This window comes from Pseudomonas fluorescens, from assembly GCF_030344995.1.
GTDB lineage: Bacteria > Pseudomonadota > Gammaproteobacteria > Pseudomonadales > Pseudomonadaceae > Aquipseudomonas > Aquipseudomonas fluorescens_BF.
The window spans coordinates 5975024-5992209 of record NZ_CP128260.1 but is presented as its reverse complement, the minus strand read 5'-3'; the positions used below and the strand labels follow the sequence as shown (position 1 = coordinate 5992209).

Here is a 17186-nt window from a genome sequence, read left to right as displayed (position 1 = left end):
TTGGGCATGCCGTTGGGGAGTTTTCGGATATGCCCTACAAAAACAGTCGGAAATTCTTCTGTTCGCCCCTTGGAAAAAAATCCGACGAAGTGCACATTTAAGCTCTGCCCAGCGATGTCTGACCACTGTGCCAGGGGATCGATTTTGAAAACGTAGAGAACGCCATGTCCGACCACGATATTTTGAGCGACGCCGAGCGCGAAGCGCTCAGCGCCGTCATGCTGGAACCCGACCTGCCGCCGCAGCGGGTACTGATCGTCGACGACGACAAGGATGCCCGCGAGTTGTTGTCGGAGATCCTGGCACTGGACGGCATTCGCTGCCTGACCGCGGCCAGCGGCGAGTCCGCCCTGAAGATGCTCGAAGAAAAACCTTCCATTGGCCTGGTGATCACCGATCTGCGGATGGGCAATGTCGGTGGGCTGGACTTGATCCGGCAGGTGCGTGAATCGGTACGGGCAGCGATGCCGATCATCATCGTCTCGGGCGATGCGGACGTGAAGGATGCGATTGCGGCGATGCATTTGAGCGTGGTGGACTTTCTGCTCAAGCCGATCGATACCGCCAAATTGCTCGGTCTCGTCAAACATGAGCTGGGGATTGAGCCTTAAGCCAAAGCCCCCCTCACCCTAACCCTCTCCCGGAGGGAGAGGGGACTGACCGAGGTGAATGTTCGAGATACACCGACCTTAAATACTGAGTCGAACTCAGGTTCTGAAAAGCCCCCTATCTGCTCCCTTTCCCCCTCTACCCCTTGGGGAGAGGGTTGGGGTGAGGGGTCGATCCAAAGCCCTTCACCAATCTCAAATTCACGAGCACAAAAAAAGCCCTGATCGAAAGATCAGGGCTTTTTCATGTCCGGCATCAGCGCAGGTTACAGGCCGTTCGCAGCCTTGAACTCGCGACGACGACGGTGCAGGACCGGCTCGGTGTAGCCGTTCGGCTGTTTGGTGCCCTCGATCACCAGTTCGACCGCCGCCTGGAAGGCGATGTTGCTGTCGAAGTTCGGGGCCAGCGGACGGTACAGCGGGTCGTTTGCGTTCTGACGGTCCACCACCGGCGCCATGCGCTTGAGGCTTTCCATCACTTGCGCTTCGGTGACGACACCGTGGCGCAGCCAGTTGGCGATGTGCTGGCTGGAAATACGCAGCGTTGCACGGTCTTCCATCAGGCCGACGTCGTTGATGTCCGGCACTTTCGAGCAACCCACGCCCTGGTCGATCCAGCGCACCACGTAACCGAGAATGCCCTGGGCGTTGTTGTCCAGTTCGTTCTTGATCTGCTCCGGAGTCCAGTTCGGGTTGACGGCCAGCGGGATGGTCAGGATGTCATCGACCGAAGCGCGGGCACGTTTGGCCAGCTCGGCCTGACGGGCGAACACGTCGACCTTGTGGTAGTGCAGCGCGTGCAGCGCAGCGGCGGTCGGTGACGGAACCCAGGCCGTGTTGGCGCCGGCCAGCGGGTGAGCGATTTTCTGTTCGAGCATCGCCGCCATCAGGTCGGGCATCGCCCACATGCCTTTACCGATTTGCGCACGACCTTGCAGGCCGGTGCTCAGACCGATATCGACGTTCCAGTTCTCGTAGGCGCCGATCCATTTCTCGGCCTTCATGTCGGCCTTGCGCACCACCGGGCCGGCTTCCATGGAGGTATGGATTTCGTCGCCGGTGCGGTCGAGGAAACCGGTGTTGATGAACACCACGCGCTCGCTCGCAGCCTGGATGCAGGCCTTGAGGTTGACCGTGGTGCGGCGCTCCTCGTCCATGATCCCGACTTTCAGAGTGTTGCGCTTGAGGCCCAGCACGTCTTCGATGCGACCGAACAGCTCGTTGGTGAACGCCGCTTCTTCCGGGCCGTGCATCTTCGGTTTAACGATGTAGACCGAGCCGGTGCGGGTGTTCTTGCGCGAAGTGTTGCCGCTCAGGTTGTGCATCGCCGCGAGGCAAGTCACCAGACCGTCGAGGATACCTTCCGGCACTTCGTTGCCGTGCTTGTCGAGGATCGCGTCGATGGTCATCAGGTGACCGACGTTACGCACGAACAACAGCGAGCGGCCGTGCAGGGTCAATTCGCTGCCGTCGACCTTGGTGTAGGTGCGATCCGGGTTCATGGTGCGGGTGAAGGTCTGGCCGCCCTTGGAAACGGATTCCGCGAGGTCGCCCTTCATCAGGCCGAGCCAGTTGCGGTAGATCACCACCTTGTCGTCGGCATCGACGGCAGCCACGGAGTCTTCGCAGTCCATGATGGTGGTCAGCGCTGCTTCCATCAGGATGTCTTTGACGCCGGCGGCGTCGGTCTGGCCGACCGGGGTGCTGGCGTCGATCTGGATTTCGAAATGCAGACCGTTGTTCTTCAGCAGGATCGCAATCGGCGCATTGGCGTCGCCCTGGAAGCCGATCAGCTGTGCGTCGTTGCGCAGGCCGCTGGTGCTGCCGCCCTTGAGGGTGACCACCAGTTTGCCGTCAGCGATTTTGTAGCCAATGGAATCGACATGGGAGCCAGTTGCCAGTGGCGCGGCTTCGTCGAGGAATGCACGGGCGAAGGCGATGACTTTGTCGCCACGCACCTTGTTGTAGCCTTTGCCTTTTTCCGCGCCGCCGGCTTCGCTGATGGCGTCGGTGCCATACAGGGCGTCGTACAGCGAGCCCCAGCGGGCGTTCGAGGCGTTGAGGGCGAAGCGGGCGTTCATCACCGGAACCACGAGTTGCGGGCCGGCGGTACGGGCGATTTCGTCATCGACGTTTTGCGTCGTTGCCTGGAAATCAGCCGCTTCTGGCAGCAGATAACCGATCTCTTGCAGGAAGGCTTTGTAGGCCACGGCGTCGTGCGGCTGACCGGCACGGCTCTGGTGCCAGCCATCGATACGAGCCTGGAAGTCATCGCGTTTGGCGAGTAGGGCTTTGTTCTTCGGCGCCAGGTCGTGAATGACCTTGTCGGCACCTTCCCAGAATTTGTCGGCGGTGAGGCCGGTACCGGGAATGGCTTCGTTGTTCACGAAGTCGAACAGGACTTTGGCGACCTGCAGGCCACCGACTTGAACGTGTTCAGTCATTGCTTGCCTCACTCTGCTCAGCTATTTCGCTTTTCAGCTCTTCAATTTAACAATGAAGCCTCTGGCCATTTAAACCACAAACCCCTCGACCAGTACATGCCATCGCTGGCGGCTGGGCTGGGACCAATCAACGGCTTGGGGGCCTTGCTGACGGGGCTTTCAGGGTTGCGAACGTGCCTTGGGCAGACATCGATCCAACGTTATGTAGTGCGCGCTGCGGCATACTACATTATGACTTGCGGTTGTGAAAATCAGACTAATTACGTCGTTCTGCGACCCCATGACGCATTGCGGTCACGGCGCGGAACGGGATGTTCTCAAAAAACCAATGGATTGTTCCAGCTAAATATCAAAAGTTGTACACATAAATACTATGCGTCTGCTATGGCACCTCGTTTGCCGTCATCACGGCAGTGCCGGCCGGCTTGCCTATACTTGCTTTTCTATAACAAAAGTCATGACAAGAGGGCTGCGCCATGGATCACCTCGTACTCACCGTCTTCGCACCGGACAAGCCCGGGCAGGTCGAGCGCATCGCCCAATGCATCGCCGAACACGGCGGTAACTGGCTGGAAAGTCGCATGTCGCGGATGGCCGGGCAGTTCGCCGGGATCCTGCGGGTCGGCGTACCAGCGGAGGCTTACGACGAATTAGTCGATGCCCTACAAGCTTTATCGGCTCAGGGGATTCGCGTGCTGGTGGCCGAAAGCGGTATCGAGCAGGCCTGCACCTGGAAACCGATTGCCATGGAACTGGTGGGGAATGATCGTCCGGGCATCGTGCGCGACATCACGCGGTTGCTGAGCGAGCAGGGCGTCAACCTCGAACGGCTGGTGACCGAAGTGCGCCCGGCGCCGATGAGCAGTGAACCGCTGTTCCATGCCGAAGCGATTCTCGCGGTGCCCCTGACCCTGTCGCTGGACGTGCTGCAATCGCGCCTGGAAACCCTGGCCGATGACTTGATGGTGGAACTGGTGCTGCGCACCGACCTGTGAGGGCGGATCGGGTTATCCAGTTTAAACGTGCACCTGCCTGTGGATAACCTGTAGAGACCGAACGCCAGGCCACGTCCGCCGTGGCTTGGCGAAGATTGATCAAAAAACCGCCAGCATTCAGTGACTTGCGCACAAACGGCGGGGATCACGCTGTGGATAACCTTGGGAAGGAACGATACAGGCCACGAGAACCGTGGCCTGTAAAGGTTTGTACGTTTTTTGATCAGCTGCGCCTACGCAGGCTCAACCACGCATCGACGCTATACACCGCCAGACCGGCCCAGATAAACATGAAGGCGATCAGCGTGCTGGATGACAGGTGCTCGCCGAACAGCAGCACGGCCTGCAGCAGCACCAGCGTCGGCGCCAGGTATTGCAGGAAACCGAGGGTGGTGTAGGGCAGATGCCGTGCCGCTGCGTTGAAGCACACCAGCGGCACCAGCGTCACCGGACCGGCCGCCACCAGCCACCAGGCTTCGGACGTGGTCCAGAACTCGGACTGAGCACTGGTCGCCGTCGGATTTAACAGCAGCCATGCAAGGGCGATCGGCACCAGCATCCAGGTTTCCACCACCAGCCCCGGCAGCGCCTTGACCGGCGCCTGCTTGCGGATCAGCCCGTAAAAACCGAAGGTCAACGCCAACACCAGCGAAACCCACGGCAGACTGCCGACCTGCCAGACCTGCTGCGCCACGCCGACCGCCGCCAGACCGACCGCCAGCCACTGCATGCGCCGCAGGCGTTCGCCGAGGATCAACATGCCCAGCAGCACGTTCACCAGCGGGTTGATGTAGTAACCGAGGCTCGCTTCCAGCATCCGGCCGTTGTTCACCGACCAGACGTAGGTCAGCCAGTTGGCCGCGATCAAGGTGCCGCTGAGCGCAAGAATCGCCAGGCGTTTCGGGTTGTCGCGCAGTTCCTGCCACCAGCCAGGATGCTTCCACACCATCAACAGCAGCGCGCCGAACAGCGCCGACCACAGCACCCGGTGAATGATGATTTCCACCGCCGGCACTTCGGCGATGGCTTTGAAATAGAGCGGGAACAATCCCCAGATGATGTAGGCACTGAGGCCCAGAATGTACCCACGACGCGGGTTGGCGGCTTGCATGCAGAATCCTTGCTTAGGCAGCTAACAAAGCAGCGATTGTACGGGCAGTTGTATAGACGTGTCGTGTCAGAAAAGCTTCAACGGCTCTTCGTTCAACGCCGCCAGTTGCTCACGCAACGCCAGCACCTGATCGCCCCAATACCGCTCGCTGCCGAACCATGGAAAGCTGCGAGGAAACGCTGGATCGTCCCAGCGCCGGGCCAGCCACGCGCTGTAATGCATCAGGCGCAGGGCGCGCAGCGGTTCGATCAGTGCCAGTTCGCGCGGGTCGAAGTCATGGAATTCGTTGTAGCCGTCCATCAATTCCGACAGCTGTCCCAGACAATCCTGACGATCGCCGGCGAGCATCATCCAGATGTCCTGCACCGCCGGCCCCATGCGGCAGTCGTCGAGGTCGACGATGTGGAACATCTCGTCGCGGCACATCATGTTGCCGGGGTGGCAATCGCCGTGCATGCGGATGTTCTGGTGCGGCGTGTTGGCGTAGACGTCTTCCACACGCTTGAGCAGATCGCGGGCGACTGATTCGTAGGCCGGCAGCAGGCTCTTGGGAATGAAGTTGCCTTCCAGCAACGTGGTCAGCGAGTCATGGCCGAAATTCTTCACGGCCAACGCTTCGCGGTGCTCGAACGGTTTGGTCCCGCCGACTGCGTGCATGCGCCCGAGCAACTGGCCGAGGCGATACAGCTGATCGAGATTGCCCGGCTCCGGCGCCCGGCCGCCGCGACGGGGAAACAGGGTGAAACGGAAACCGGCGTGTTCGTGAAGGGTTTCGCCGTTGTGGATCAGCGGCGCCACCACCGGGATCTCGACTTCGGCCAGTTCGAAGGTGAACTGGTGCTCTTCCAGAATCGCTTCGTTGGTCCAGCGCTGCGGGCGATAGAACTTGGCGATCAGCGGTTCCGAGTCTTCGATGCCGACCTGGTAGACGCGGTTTTCGTAACTGTTGAGCGCCAGAATGCGCGCGTCGCTCAGGAAGCCGATGCTTTCGACGGCATCGAGCACGAGGTCTGGGGTGAGGGTTTCAAACGGGTGGGCCATGCTGACTCCTGCGCGCAGCAGGCTGCCGCGTCCGGCTCAGCATGGTAGCGCAGACGGGCTGTCTTGAGTGGGATCGTTCCCGTGCAGCGCACGGGAACGATCAGAGCGTCGCCCGATCAGGCGCCGACGATCCCGCCATCCTCACGGGTAATCGCCATCACCGATGAGCGCGGCTTGCCGTTCGGCAAATGCTCGGGGAAGGTCGAGCCGCCGTTCTCGCCCGGGTGCTGAATCCCGACGAACAGGGTTTTCTGATCCGGCGAGAAACTGATCCCGGTGACTTCACAACCGATCGGCCCGACCATGAACCGGCGAATCTCACCGGTCTTCGGATCGGCGCAGAGCATCTGGTTGTTGCCCATCCCGGCGAAATCACCGGCGTTGCTCGAGTCGCCGTCGGTGAGAATCCACAGTCGGCCAGCCTTGTCGAAACCGAGGCCGTCGGGGCTGTTGAACATGTTCTGCGGGGTGATATTCGACGAACCGCCTTTCGGCGTACCGGCATGCACACCCGGGTTGCCGGCCACCACGAACAGATCCCAGGCAAAGGTCTTGGAGCCGTGATCGTCGCGGTCGGTGCGCCAGCGCAGGATCTGCCCGTAGACGTTCTTCTCGCGAGGGTTCGGCCCGCCCACCGGTTGGCCGTCTTCGCCGCGTTTGGCGTTGTTGGTCAGGGTGCAATAAACCTGGCCGTCCTTCGGACTGACCACGATCCATTCCGGGCGGTCCATGCGCGTGGCGCCGACCACACTGGCTGCCAGACGCGCGTGAATCAGCACTTCGGCCTGATCGGCGAAACCGCTGCTGGCGTCGATGCCGTTCTTGCCGTGGGTCAGTTCGATCCACTGGCCCTGGCCTTTCGGGTGATCCGGGTTGCCGTCGCCTGCATCGAACTTGGCCACGTACAGTGTGCCGTGATCGAGGATGTCGCGGTTGGCTTTGGCGTTGCGGTGATTGATCTTGTCGCGGCTGACGAATTTGTAGATGAACTCGCCGCGTTCGTCGTCGCCCATGTACACCACGGCGCGTCCGTCGTCGGTCTCGGCCAGTGCGGCGTTTTCATGTTTGAAGCGGCCCAGCGCGGTGCGTTTGACCGGAGTCGATTGCGGATCGAACGGGTCGATCTCCACGACCCAGCCGTGACGGTTGAGTTCGTTGGGGTTCTTCGCCATGTCGAAGCGTGGATCGAACGGATGCCAGTTGATCTCGCGGCTGGCGGCCGACACGCCGTAGCGTTTCTGCGCCGGATCGAACTGTTGCTGGGTATTGCTGCTGCCGAAGCAGTCGGTGAAGTTCTCTTCGCAGGTCAGATAGGTGCCCCACGGCGTCTTGCCGTTGGCGCAGTTCTGGAAGGTGCCGAGGACTTTCTTGCCGTGCTTGTCGGCGCTGGTTTTCATCAGCTCGTGACCGGCGGCCGGGCCGCTGATACGCAGCGGCGAGTTGCCGTGGATGCGCCGGTTGTAGCGCGAGCCCTGGACGAACTGCCACTGGCCGTTCTTGCGCTGGACTTCGATCACCGACACGCCTTCGCAGGCCAGAGCCTTGCGCACATCTTCGGCCGATTGCGGCATGCCGCCGTGCGGATAGAGATAGCGGTAGTTGGTGTATTCGTTGTTGATCGCCATCAACGCACGGTTTTTCTCGCCCGGGAATTCAAACAGGCTCATGCCGTCGTTGTTGTCGCCGAACTGCACTTCCTGCGCAGCCGCGGTGCCATTGCCGCTCGGGTCGAAGGCCGGACCGTTCTTGTGCAGGGGCTGGCCCCAACTGATCAGCACCGACGACTTGTAGCCCTTGGGCAGGCTGATCACGTCAGTGGTGGCGGCCGGAATGCTGTCGAAACCGAGCAGACGGCTGTTGCCGGCGCTGACACTGGCGGCCATCACGCTGCGGCTCAGCAGGTTGCCGCCGAGGAACATCGCCGCGCCGCACAGCGCGCCGGCGCTGATGAAACCGCGACGGCTCAGGCCGACCATTTTTTCCAGGTCTGTGGATTGGTTTTCTTCTAATAGGCTCACATCAGGCTCCCTGCATGGTTTTGGCAGCCACCTTAATGCGGGTCGATGACGCTTTCGTTGCAGCGCTGTTTAGAGCGGTGTTCCGAGCAGCACATTGGACGGCGAGAACTGCACCTGCACCGGTTGCTCGACCGTCAGGCCACGGGTGCGCAAGTCCAGCGGTTCGGCCAGGGCACACAGGGTCTGGCCGTTGGGCAGGGCGATGCGCACTTCGCTCGGGCCGTCCTCGGCGTCGAGAATCGCCTCGATCCGACCGCTCAAAAGGTTGTGGCCGACGGCAGGCGTGGCCTCTGGCGCGAGCAGTTCGAGCCAGCCGGCCTTGATCAGCGCCACCACTTCGGTGCCTGGTTGCAGCTCCAGGTGCACGGTGCTGTCGTGGGTAATCTGTGCGTCGATCGACAGGCCTTCGGCCAGTTCGAGGCGAATCAGGTCGTTGCGGCCCTGACCCTCAATCAGCACGACTTTGCCGTGCAACTGATTGCGTGCGCTGGTCCGGAGCATCAGCCGTCCGAGCAGATCCAGATCGCTGGCGTCCTCGGCCGCCTCCAGCACCTGAGCCTGCAAGGCTTGCAGCTTTTGATAGAGGCGCAGCACTCGCTCGCCTTCGCTCGACAGTTTGGCGCCACCGCCGCCTTTGCCGCCGACCGCGCGCTCGACCAGCGGCTTTTGCGCGAGGTTGTTCAGCTCATCGATGGCATCCCACGCCGCTTTGTAACTCAGGCCGGCGCTCTTCGCGGCGCGGGTGATCGAACCCTGTTCGGCGATGTGTTGCAGCAAGGCGATGCGCTGCGGACGGCGGACGATGTGCTGGGACAACAAAGAGGGCAGGGACATGGCGGACGCTTTGTGCTGAAGAGTTGAGGGAGGACGTTGGCGGCTCGGGACGTATCCGTCAAGCCGCGTCGCCGGGTTTTGGCGTGCGGGCCAGGCAGTACACATCCACCCGCGCGGCGCCGGCGTCCATCAGCAAACGGGCCAGCGCCTGCGCGGTGGCGCCGGTGGTCAGTACGTCGTCGACCAAGGCCAGGTGCCGGCCTTTCACCTTTGCATCGGGGCTCAAGGCGAAGGCGTGACGCAGATTGCCTTTACGCGCTTTGGCATTGAGGGCCTGCTGGGCGTCGGTATCCTGCACGCGCAACAGACTGTGTTCCTCGCAAGGCAGATCGAGTGCCTTGCCCAGCCACTGCGCCAGCATCGCCGCTTGATTGAATCCGCGCTGGCGCAGGCGTTTCGGTGCAAGTGGAACCGGCAGCAAAGCGTCCGGGCGAGGCAAGTCTTCTTCGAAGCGATGTTGCAAGAACTCGCCGAGAACGTCGGCGAGCAAGTGGCCAAGGGGCCATTTGGCGTTGTGTTTGAAGCGGGTGATCAGCGTGTCCACCGGAAAGCCATAAGCCCAAGGTACGGCCACTTGTTCAAAGGCCGGCGGATCGTTCAGGCAGCCACCACAGGTCAGGCTGGCGGTGAGGGGCAGGGCGCAAGTCACGCATTGATCGCCCAGCCACGGTAGATCGGTTTCACAGGCGGTGCAGATCGGGATTTGCGCGTCTGCCGGTTCATCGCACAATAAACACCGTTGTTTGTTTTTTAACCAGATGTAAACCTGTCCTTCGTAGTGTGGTTGACAGCGCATGACTCTTCCTTAAATATGCCGAACATCCGTGTCGTGCCTGTGGGTATTCCGTTTCCCCAGGCGCCAGCCAAGCATAACCAAGGAAACGCCCATGAGCGCCAGCACTACTGCCACCCTGCGTCACGACTGGACTTTGGCCGAAGTCAAAGCACTCTTCGTTCAGCCATTCAACGATTTGCTGTTCCAGGCGCAGACGGTGCACCGCGCGCATTTCGACGCCAACCGCGTCCAGGTTTCCACCCTGCTGTCGATCAAGACCGGCGCCTGCCCGGAAGATTGCAAATATTGTCCGCAGTCCGGTCACTACAACACCGGGCTGGAAAAAGAAAAGCTGATGGAAGTGCAGAAAGTCCTCGAAGAGGCTGCCCGCGCCAAGGCCATCGGTTCGACCCGTTTCTGCATGGGCGCGGCGTGGAAGCATCCGTCGGCCAAAGACATGCCTTACGTGCTGAAGATGGTCGAAGGCGTGAAGGCCATGGGCCTGGAAACCTGCATGACCCTCGGTCGTCTCGATCAGGATCAGACCGAGGCGCTGGCCAAGGCCGGGCTCGACTACTACAACCACAACCTCGACACCTCGCCGGAGTTCTACGGCAGCATCATCACCACCCGCACCTACAGCGAGCGCCTGCAGACGCTGGCCTACGTGCGCGATGCCGGGATGAAAATCTGCTCCGGCGGCATCCTCGGCATGGGCGAGTCCCTCGATGACCGCGCGAACCTGCTGATCCAGCTGGCCAACCTGCCGGAGCACCCAGAGTCGGTGCCGATCAACATGCTGGTGAAAGTCGCTGGCACGCCGCTGGAGAACGCTGACGACGTCGATCCGTTCGACTTCATCCGCATGCTCGCCGTGGCACGCATCCTGATGCCGCAATCCCACGTGCGCCTGTCCGCCGGCCGCGAAGCGATGAACGAGCAGATGCAGGCCCTGGCGTTCTTCGCCGGCGCCAACTCGATCTTCTACGGCGACAAACTGCTGACCACCGCCAACCCGCAGGCCGACAAGGACATGCAGCTGTTCGCACGTCTGGGCATTCAGCCGGAAGCTCGCGAAGAGCACGCCGACGAAGTGCATCAGGCCGCCATCGAGCAGGCGCTGGTGGAGCAGAAGAGCAGCGAGCAGTTCTACAACGCGGCGGTCTGACACTCGCCCCGATTTTGCTGAAGGAACACTCTCCTTGTGGGAGCTGGCTTGCCAGCGATAGCGGACTGACAGTCGACGCTGATGTTGAATGTGGCGCCGCCATCGCTGGCAAGCCAGCTCCCACAGGATCAGTGTCCATCCTGATTCATGTGATTTGACTGTTCGAGGCTTGCATGTCTTTCGATCTCGCCGCACGCCTTGCTGCCCGTCGTGCCGAAAATCTTTATCGCCAGCGACCGCTGCTTGAAAGCCCGCAAGGGCCGGAAGTGGTGGTCGACGGTCAGCCGTTGCTGGCGTTCTGCAACAACGATTACCTGGGCCTGGCCAATCATCCGCAAGTGATCGAAGCCTGGCGCGCCGGCGCTTCGAAATGGGGCGTCGGCGGCGGTGCCTCGCATCTGGTGATCGGCCACAGCGGTCCGCATCACGCGCTTGAAGAGGCTTTGGCGGATCTCACCGGACGGCCACGTGCTCTGTTGTTCACCACCGGTTACATGGCCAACCTCGGCGCGGTCACCGCACTGGTCGGGCAGGGCGATACGGTGCTGGAAGACCGGCTCAATCATGCCTCGTTACTGGATGCCGGACTGTTGTCCGGCGCGCGCTTCAATCGTTATCTGCACAACGACGCCGACAGCCTCGCCAAGCGTCTGGAGAAAGCCACCGGCAATACGCTGGTGGTCACTGACGGCGTGTTCAGCATGGACGGCGACCTTGCCGATCTGCCGGCGCTGGCCCGGGAAACCAAGGCCAAAGGCGCGTGGCTGATGGTCGATGACGCCCACGGTTTCGGTCCGCTGGGGGCAAACGGTGGCGGCATCGTCGAGCATTTCGGTTTGAGCCAGGAGGATGTGCCGGTACTGGTCGGCACGCTCGGCAAAGCGTTCGGCACGGCTGGCGCGTTTGTGGCCGGCAGTGAAGAGCTGATCGAGAGTCTGATCCAGTTCGCCCGCCCCTACATCTACACCACCAGCCAGCCGCCGGCGCTGGCCTGCGCGACACTGAAAAGTCTGGAACTGCTGCGCACCGAGCACTGGCGTCGCGAGCATCTGCAAACGCTGATCCGCCAGTTCCGCCATGGCGCCGAACAGATTGGTCTGGAGCTGATGGACAGCTTCACGCCGATCCAGCCGATCCTGATCGGCGATGCCGGTCGCGCCGTGCGTCTGTCGCAGATGCTGCGCGAGCGTGGGTTGATGGTCACCGCAATCCGCCCGCCGACCGTGCCTGCCGGCAGCGCGCGGTTGCGGGTAACGTTGACCGCCGCCCACAGCGAGGCACAGGTGCAGCTATTGTTAGAAGGACTGGCCGATTGCTTTGCGCAACTCAAGTCGGAGCCAAGCCATGCGTGATCGCCTGATTCTGCTGCCGGGTTGGGGGCTCGGCGTTTCGCCGCTGGAGCCGCTGGCCGCTGCGTTGCGCGGACTCGACGAGCATCTTCAGGTCGACATCGAGCCGTTGCCGGAGCTGGACTCCAGCGATCTGCAAGACTGGCTCGACGAACTCGATGAGCGCATCCCCGAAAATGCCTGGCTCGGCGGCTGGTCGCTGGGCGGCATGCTCGCATCCGAGCTGGCGGCGCGGCGTGGCGAGCATTGCTGCGGCTTGCTGACTCTGGCGAGCAATCCTTCGTTTGTTGCTCACGAACAGTGGCCGAGCGCGATGCCCGGCGAGACCTTCGATGCGTTTCTGGCCGGCTGCGGCGCCGACCCGCGCACGACCCTCAAGCGATTCTCTCTGCTCTGTGCCCAAGGCGCGCAAGACGCGCGCGGCTTGTCGCGGCTGTTGCTCGGCGGCGCGCCGAATACCTCGCCGGCCGCGTTGATGGCCGGTCTGGAATTGTTGGCGCAGATCGATACGCGCGATGCCTTGCAGGCGTTTCGTGGCCCGCAATTGCATCTGTTCGGCGGGCTGGACGGATTGGTGCCGGCGGAGGCCGCGGGCGAGTTGTTCGCGTTGCTGGCGGATGTCGAGGTCGGTCTGATCGAGCAGGCCAGCCATGCGTTTCTTCTGGAAGACCCTCACGGTGTAGCGGGTGCGATCCAGGCGTTTTTAAGTGAGTGCGGTGATGACTGATTTGTCTGTTGCGGCGTTGCCCGGCGGCTTGCCTGACAAGCGCCAGGTTGCGGCTTCTTTTTCTCGCGCGGCGGCCAGCTACGACAGCGTCGCCGAGTTGCAGCGCGATGTCGGTACGCAGTTGATGAATCGCTTGCCGGCGGATTTCCGGCCGGCACGCTGGCTGGATCTCGGCTGTGGTACAGGGTATTTCACGCGGGCGCTGGCCGAGCGATTCGGTGAGGGGCTGGCGCTGGATATCGCTGAGGGCATGCTCAATCACGCCCGGCCATTGGGCGGGGCCACGCACTTCATTGCTGGCGATGCCGAACGTTTGCCGTTGCAGGATTCGACCTGCGATCTGATCTTCTCCAGCCTCGCCGTGCAGTGGTGCGCGGACTTCGAAGCGGTGCTCGGTGAAGCGTTTCGGGTGCTGAAACCGGGGGGAGTTTTCGCGTTTGCTAGTCTTTGTGTAGGGACGCTGTACGAATTGCGCGATAGCTGGCGTCAGGTCGATGGCCTGGTGCACGTCAACCGCTTCCGCGAGTTCGCCCGCTACGAGCAATTGTGCGCGGTCAGTGGGTTGCGCAGTGTTTGTCTTGAGAACCTGCCGCATGTGCTGCATTACCCGGATGTGCGCAGCCTGACCCATGAACTCAAGGCCTTGGGCGCGCATAACCTGAACCCCGGTCGGCCGGGGGGATTGATCGGGCGGGCGCGGATTCTGGGGCTGGTCGAAGCCTATGAGCAGTTCCGTCAGCCGCAGGGCTTGCCGGCGACTTATCAGGTGGTCTACGCCGTGTTGGAGAAACCCTTATGAGCGCAGCCTATTTCATCACCGGAACCGACACTGACGTTGGCAAGACCACCGTTGCCGCCGGGTTGCTGCACGCTGCGCGGTCGGCAGGGCTGAGTACGGCGGCGGGCAAACCGGTGGCGTCCGGTTGTGTGGTGACGCCCAGAGGTTTGCGCAATTCCGATGCGCTGGCGTTGCAGGCCGAATGCTCGTTGCCGCTGACGTATCAACAGGTCAATCCGGTGGCGTTCGAGCCAGCGATCGCGCCGCATCTGGCAGCGCGTGAAGCGGGTGTGGCGCTGACCGTCCAATCGTTGCTGGCGCCGATGCGCGAGATTCTGGCCATGAACGCTGACTTCACGCTGATCGAAGGCGCGGGTGGTTGGCGGGTGCCGTTGGCGGATCAGGACAATTTGTCGGATCTGGCGATTGCGCTGAAGCTGCCGGTGATTCTGGTGGTCGGTGTGCGTCTGGGTTGCATCAGTCATGCGCTGTTGACTGCCGAAGCAATCGCTCGTGACGGGCTGCAACTGGCGGGATGGGTGGCGAACATCATTGATCCGAAGACGTCGCGGCTGGAGGAAAACCTCGCGACGCTTGCCGAGCGGATTCCGGCGCCGTGCCTGGGGCGGGTGCCGAAACTCAAGGCCGTCAGCGCCGAAGCGGTCGCCGATCACTTGCAACTCGATCTGCTCGACTGATTTTGGCTATGACAAGGCACTGTGCCATTAGTGTTTTTGACGGGTGTTTTTCTGACGCCTCTGGTTCAATGTCACCCATTGATCCTTCCCAGGGATGAGAGCTCTCATGGAAATCTCCGGAAACACAGCTTTTTATGCAGGTCTGAGCACCATTCAGACCGGGCAGAACCGCGTCGATCAGGCCGCCAGCCAGATCGCCAGCAGCACTATCGAGCGTTCGGTTACCAGCCAGTCTTCGGAAGTGCAGGTGGATCGTCTGCGTTCCGTCGATCGCGCCCAGCAATCGGACCTGGCGAGCAACATGGTCGAGATGGCCCAGGGCAAGTTTCAGGCGGAACTGGGTGTGAAAGTCGCCAAGGCCTCCGACGAAATGCTCGGTACGATCATCGATACATTCGCCTGATTTTCTGATCTGCGCTTTGCCAGACGCCGCGACTGTTCGCGGCGTTTTTCGTTGTAAGTCCTTCTCCCTCAACTAATCTTTTTTCAGTGCACATGGCTCGGTCGGGCGCATGTCGCGCTGCTGTGTCCGGCGTTCGGAAAATGTGATGACGAATGGCAAAAGAACGACGCTTGACAAGATTTCGGCGTAAACGTATGTTTCAAACAACTGTTTGACCGTCACAACAAATCAACGCGGTCGTTCATTCCCGGTTACATCAGCAGAGGTTTATCGCTATGCCTGACTACAAGGCCCCCTTGCGTGATATTCGCTTCGTTCGTGACGAACTGCTCGGCTACGAAGCGCACTATCAGAGCCTTCCAGCGTGCGCAGAGGCAACGCCGGACATGGTTGACGCCATTCTCGAAGAGGGCGCCAAGTTTTGTGAGCAGGTGCTGGCACCGCTGAACCGCGTGGGTGACACCGAAGGCTGCACCTGGAGCGAGTCCGGCGTGAAAACCCCGACCGGCTTCAAAGAGGCCTACAAGCAATTCGTGGAAGGCGGCTGGCCAAGCCTGGCCCATGACGTCGAGCACGGCGGTCAGGGTCTGCCTGAGTCGCTGGGTCTGGCAGTCAGCGAGATGGTCGGCGAAGCCAACTGGTCGTGGGGCATGTACCCGGGCCTGTCGCACGGCGCGATGAACACCATCTCCGAGCACGGCACCCCAGAGCAGCAAGAAGCCTATCTGACCAAACTGGTCTCCGGCGAATGGACCGGCACCATGTGCCTGACCGAACCGCATTGCGGCACCGACCTGGGCATGCTGCGTACCAAGGCCGAGCCTCAGGCCGACGGTTCCTACAAAGTCTCCGGTACCAAGATCTTCATCTCGGCCGGTGAACATGACATGGCCGACAACATCGTCCACATCGTACTGGCCCGCCTGCCGGACGCACCGGCCGGTACCAAAGGCATTTCCCTGTTCATCGTTCCGAAGTTCATGCCGAATGCTGATGGCACCGTCGGTGCACGCAACGCCGTGACCTGCGGTTCGATCGAACACAAGATGGGCATCCACGGCAACGCGACCTGCGTGATGAACTTCGACGGCGCGACCGGTTTCCTGATCGGCCCGGCGAACAAAGGCCTGAACTGCATGTTCACCTTCATGAACACCGCACGTCTGGGTACCGCGCTGCAAGGTCTGGCCCACGCCGAAATCGGCTTCCAGGGTGGCCTGAAATACGCTCGCGATCGCCTGCAAATGCGCTCCCTGACTGGCCCGAAAGCGCCGGACAAGGCGGCTGACCCGATCATCGTTCACCCGGACGTACGCCGCATGCTGTTGACCATGAAGGCATTCGCCGAAGGCAACCGTGCGATGGTGTACTTCACCGCCAAACAGGTCGACATCGTCAAATACGGCGTGGACGAAGAAGAGAAGAAGAAAGCCGATGCACTGCTGGCCTTCATGACTCCAATCGCCAAGGCGTTCATGACCGAAGTCGGTTTCGAATCCGCCAACCACGGCGTGCAGATCTACGGCGGCCACGGCTTCATCGCCGAGTGGGGCATGGAGCAGAACGTTCGCGACAGCCGCATCTCGATGCTGTACGAAGGCACCACCGGCATTCAGGCACTCGACCTGCTGGGCCGTAAAGTGCTGATGACTCAAGGCGAAGCTCTGAAAGGCTTCACCAAGATCGTCCACAAGTTCTGCCAGAACAACGAAGGCAACGAAGCCGTCAAAGAATTCGTCGCACCGTTGGCTGCACTGAACAAAGAGTGGGGCGAACTGACCATGAAAGTCGGTATGGCCGCCATGAAAGATCGCGAAGAAGTCGGCGCGGCCTCCGTGGACTACCTGATGTACTCCGGTTACGCCTGCCTGGCCTACTTCTGGGCTGACATGGCGCGTCTGGCTGCCGAAAAATTGGCTGCCGGCACCACCGACGAGGCGTTCTACACCGCCAAGCTGCAAACCGCGCGCTTCTACTTCCAGCGCATCCTGCCGCGTACTCGTACGCACGTGGCCACCATGCTGTCGGGCGCCAACAACCTGATGGACATGAAAGAAGAAGACTTCGCACTGGGCTACTAAGCCTTAACGCGGTCTTTCAAAAAACCGCTGCTCCTTCGGGGGCAGCGGTTTTTTTGTGCCCGGATTTCCCCAATCCCGGGGCTGATTCCCCAGCATTGAAGGTGGCGCTGCTCAGCCGAACCCCTGCGCTTATTGATTCAAAATGTTTCCAGAAGA

General features: G+C 61.4%; 15 protein-coding genes. 9 read left to right on the top strand and 6 right to left on the bottom strand.

What is annotated here, in order from left to right:
* The first annotated feature begins 164 nt into the window (after positions 1 to 164).
* Complete coding sequence (locus tag QR290_RS27010) at positions 165 to 611, top strand: response regulator (protein ID WP_007959828.1); 447 nt, start codon at positions 165 to 167, stop codon at positions 609 to 611.
* Positions 612 to 874: 263 nt separating this feature from the next.
* Here QR290_RS27010 and QR290_RS27005 read toward each other — a convergent pair whose 3' ends face one another.
* Entirely contained in the window at positions 875 to 3052 is a 2178-nt protein-coding gene (locus tag QR290_RS27005) for a malate synthase G (RefSeq protein WP_289203942.1), read from the bottom strand.
* Positions 3053 to 3528: 476 nt separating this feature from the next.
* On the opposite strand from QR290_RS27005, the gene QR290_RS27000 reads away from it, so the two are divergent.
* On the top strand, positions 3529 to 4047 hold the full coding sequence (locus QR290_RS27000) for a glycine cleavage system protein R (protein ID WP_011336250.1): 519 nt from the start codon (positions 3529 to 3531) through the stop codon (positions 4045 to 4047).
* A 223-nt stretch (positions 4048 to 4270) separates the two neighbouring features.
* On the opposite strand, the gene rarD is transcribed toward QR290_RS27000, so the two are convergent.
* The 5 genes from rarD to QR290_RS26975 all read right to left on the bottom strand — a co-directional run bounded on the left by rarD (position 4271) and on the right by QR290_RS26975 (position 9847).
* Entirely contained in the window at positions 4271 to 5158 is an 888-nt protein-coding gene (rarD, locus tag QR290_RS26995) for an EamA family transporter RarD (RefSeq protein WP_289203941.1), read from the bottom strand.
* 66 nt (positions 5159 to 5224) lie between these two features.
* Positions 5225 to 6199 (bottom strand): serine/threonine protein kinase, encoded by a 975-nt coding sequence (locus QR290_RS26990; RefSeq protein WP_289203940.1) that lies wholly within the window; start codon positions 6197 to 6199, stop codon positions 5225 to 5227.
* 116 nt (positions 6200 to 6315) lie between these two features.
* On the bottom strand, positions 6316 to 8217 hold the full coding sequence (locus QR290_RS26985; RefSeq protein ID WP_289203939.1) for a PhoX family protein: 1902 nt from the start codon (positions 8215 to 8217) through the stop codon (positions 6316 to 6318).
* 69 nt (positions 8218 to 8286) lie between these two features.
* A complete protein-coding gene (locus tag QR290_RS26980; protein ID WP_115079425.1) occupies positions 8287 to 9051 on the bottom strand; it encodes a TOBE domain-containing protein in 765 nt (254 codons plus the stop codon).
* A gap of 58 nt (positions 9052 to 9109) precedes the next feature.
* Positions 9110 to 9847 (bottom strand): ComF family protein, encoded by a 738-nt coding sequence (locus QR290_RS26975; protein ID WP_115079424.1) that lies wholly within the window; start codon positions 9845 to 9847, stop codon positions 9110 to 9112.
* Between the two features lie 91 nt (positions 9848 to 9938).
* On the opposite strand from QR290_RS26975, the gene bioB reads away from it, so the two are divergent.
* The 7 genes from bioB to QR290_RS26940 all read left to right on the top strand — a co-directional run bounded on the left by bioB (position 9939) and on the right by QR290_RS26940 (position 17030).
* Entirely contained in the window at positions 9939 to 10994 is a 1056-nt protein-coding gene (gene bioB / locus QR290_RS26970; RefSeq protein ID WP_007959840.1) for a biotin synthase BioB, read from the top strand.
* 173 nt (positions 10995 to 11167) lie between these two features.
* Positions 11168 to 12346 carry an 8-amino-7-oxononanoate synthase gene (bioF, locus tag QR290_RS26965; protein ID WP_289203938.1) on the top strand — a complete coding sequence of 393 codons (1179 nt, stop codon included), beginning with the start codon at positions 11168 to 11170 and terminating at the stop codon, positions 12344 to 12346.
* Positions 12339 to 13070 carry an alpha/beta fold hydrolase gene (locus QR290_RS26960; RefSeq protein ID WP_115079422.1) on the top strand — a complete coding sequence of 244 codons (732 nt, stop codon included), beginning with the start codon at positions 12339 to 12341 and terminating at the stop codon, positions 13068 to 13070. Before bioF ends, QR290_RS26960 begins: the two co-directional genes overlap by 8 nt.
* The gene (gene bioC / locus QR290_RS26955; protein WP_115079421.1) at positions 13063 to 13869 is read left to right on the top strand and encodes a malonyl-ACP O-methyltransferase BioC; all 807 of its coding nucleotides are present in this window, start codon (positions 13063 to 13065) and stop codon (positions 13867 to 13869) included. Before QR290_RS26960 ends, bioC begins: the two co-directional genes overlap by 8 nt.
* The gene (gene bioD / locus QR290_RS26950; protein WP_007959854.1) at positions 13866 to 14546 is read left to right on the top strand and encodes a dethiobiotin synthase; all 681 of its coding nucleotides are present in this window, start codon (positions 13866 to 13868) and stop codon (positions 14544 to 14546) included. Before bioC ends, bioD begins: the two co-directional genes overlap by 4 nt.
* 106 nt (positions 14547 to 14652) lie before the next feature.
* A complete protein-coding gene (locus QR290_RS26945; protein WP_007959856.1) occupies positions 14653 to 14949 on the top strand; it encodes a hypothetical protein in 297 nt (98 codons plus the stop codon).
* A 275-nt stretch (positions 14950 to 15224) separates the two neighbouring features.
* The gene (locus QR290_RS26940; protein ID WP_102685701.1) at positions 15225 to 17030 is read left to right on the top strand and encodes a phenylacyl-CoA dehydrogenase; all 1806 of its coding nucleotides are present in this window, start codon (positions 15225 to 15227) and stop codon (positions 17028 to 17030) included.
* Positions 17031 to 17186 lie beyond the last annotated feature (156 nt).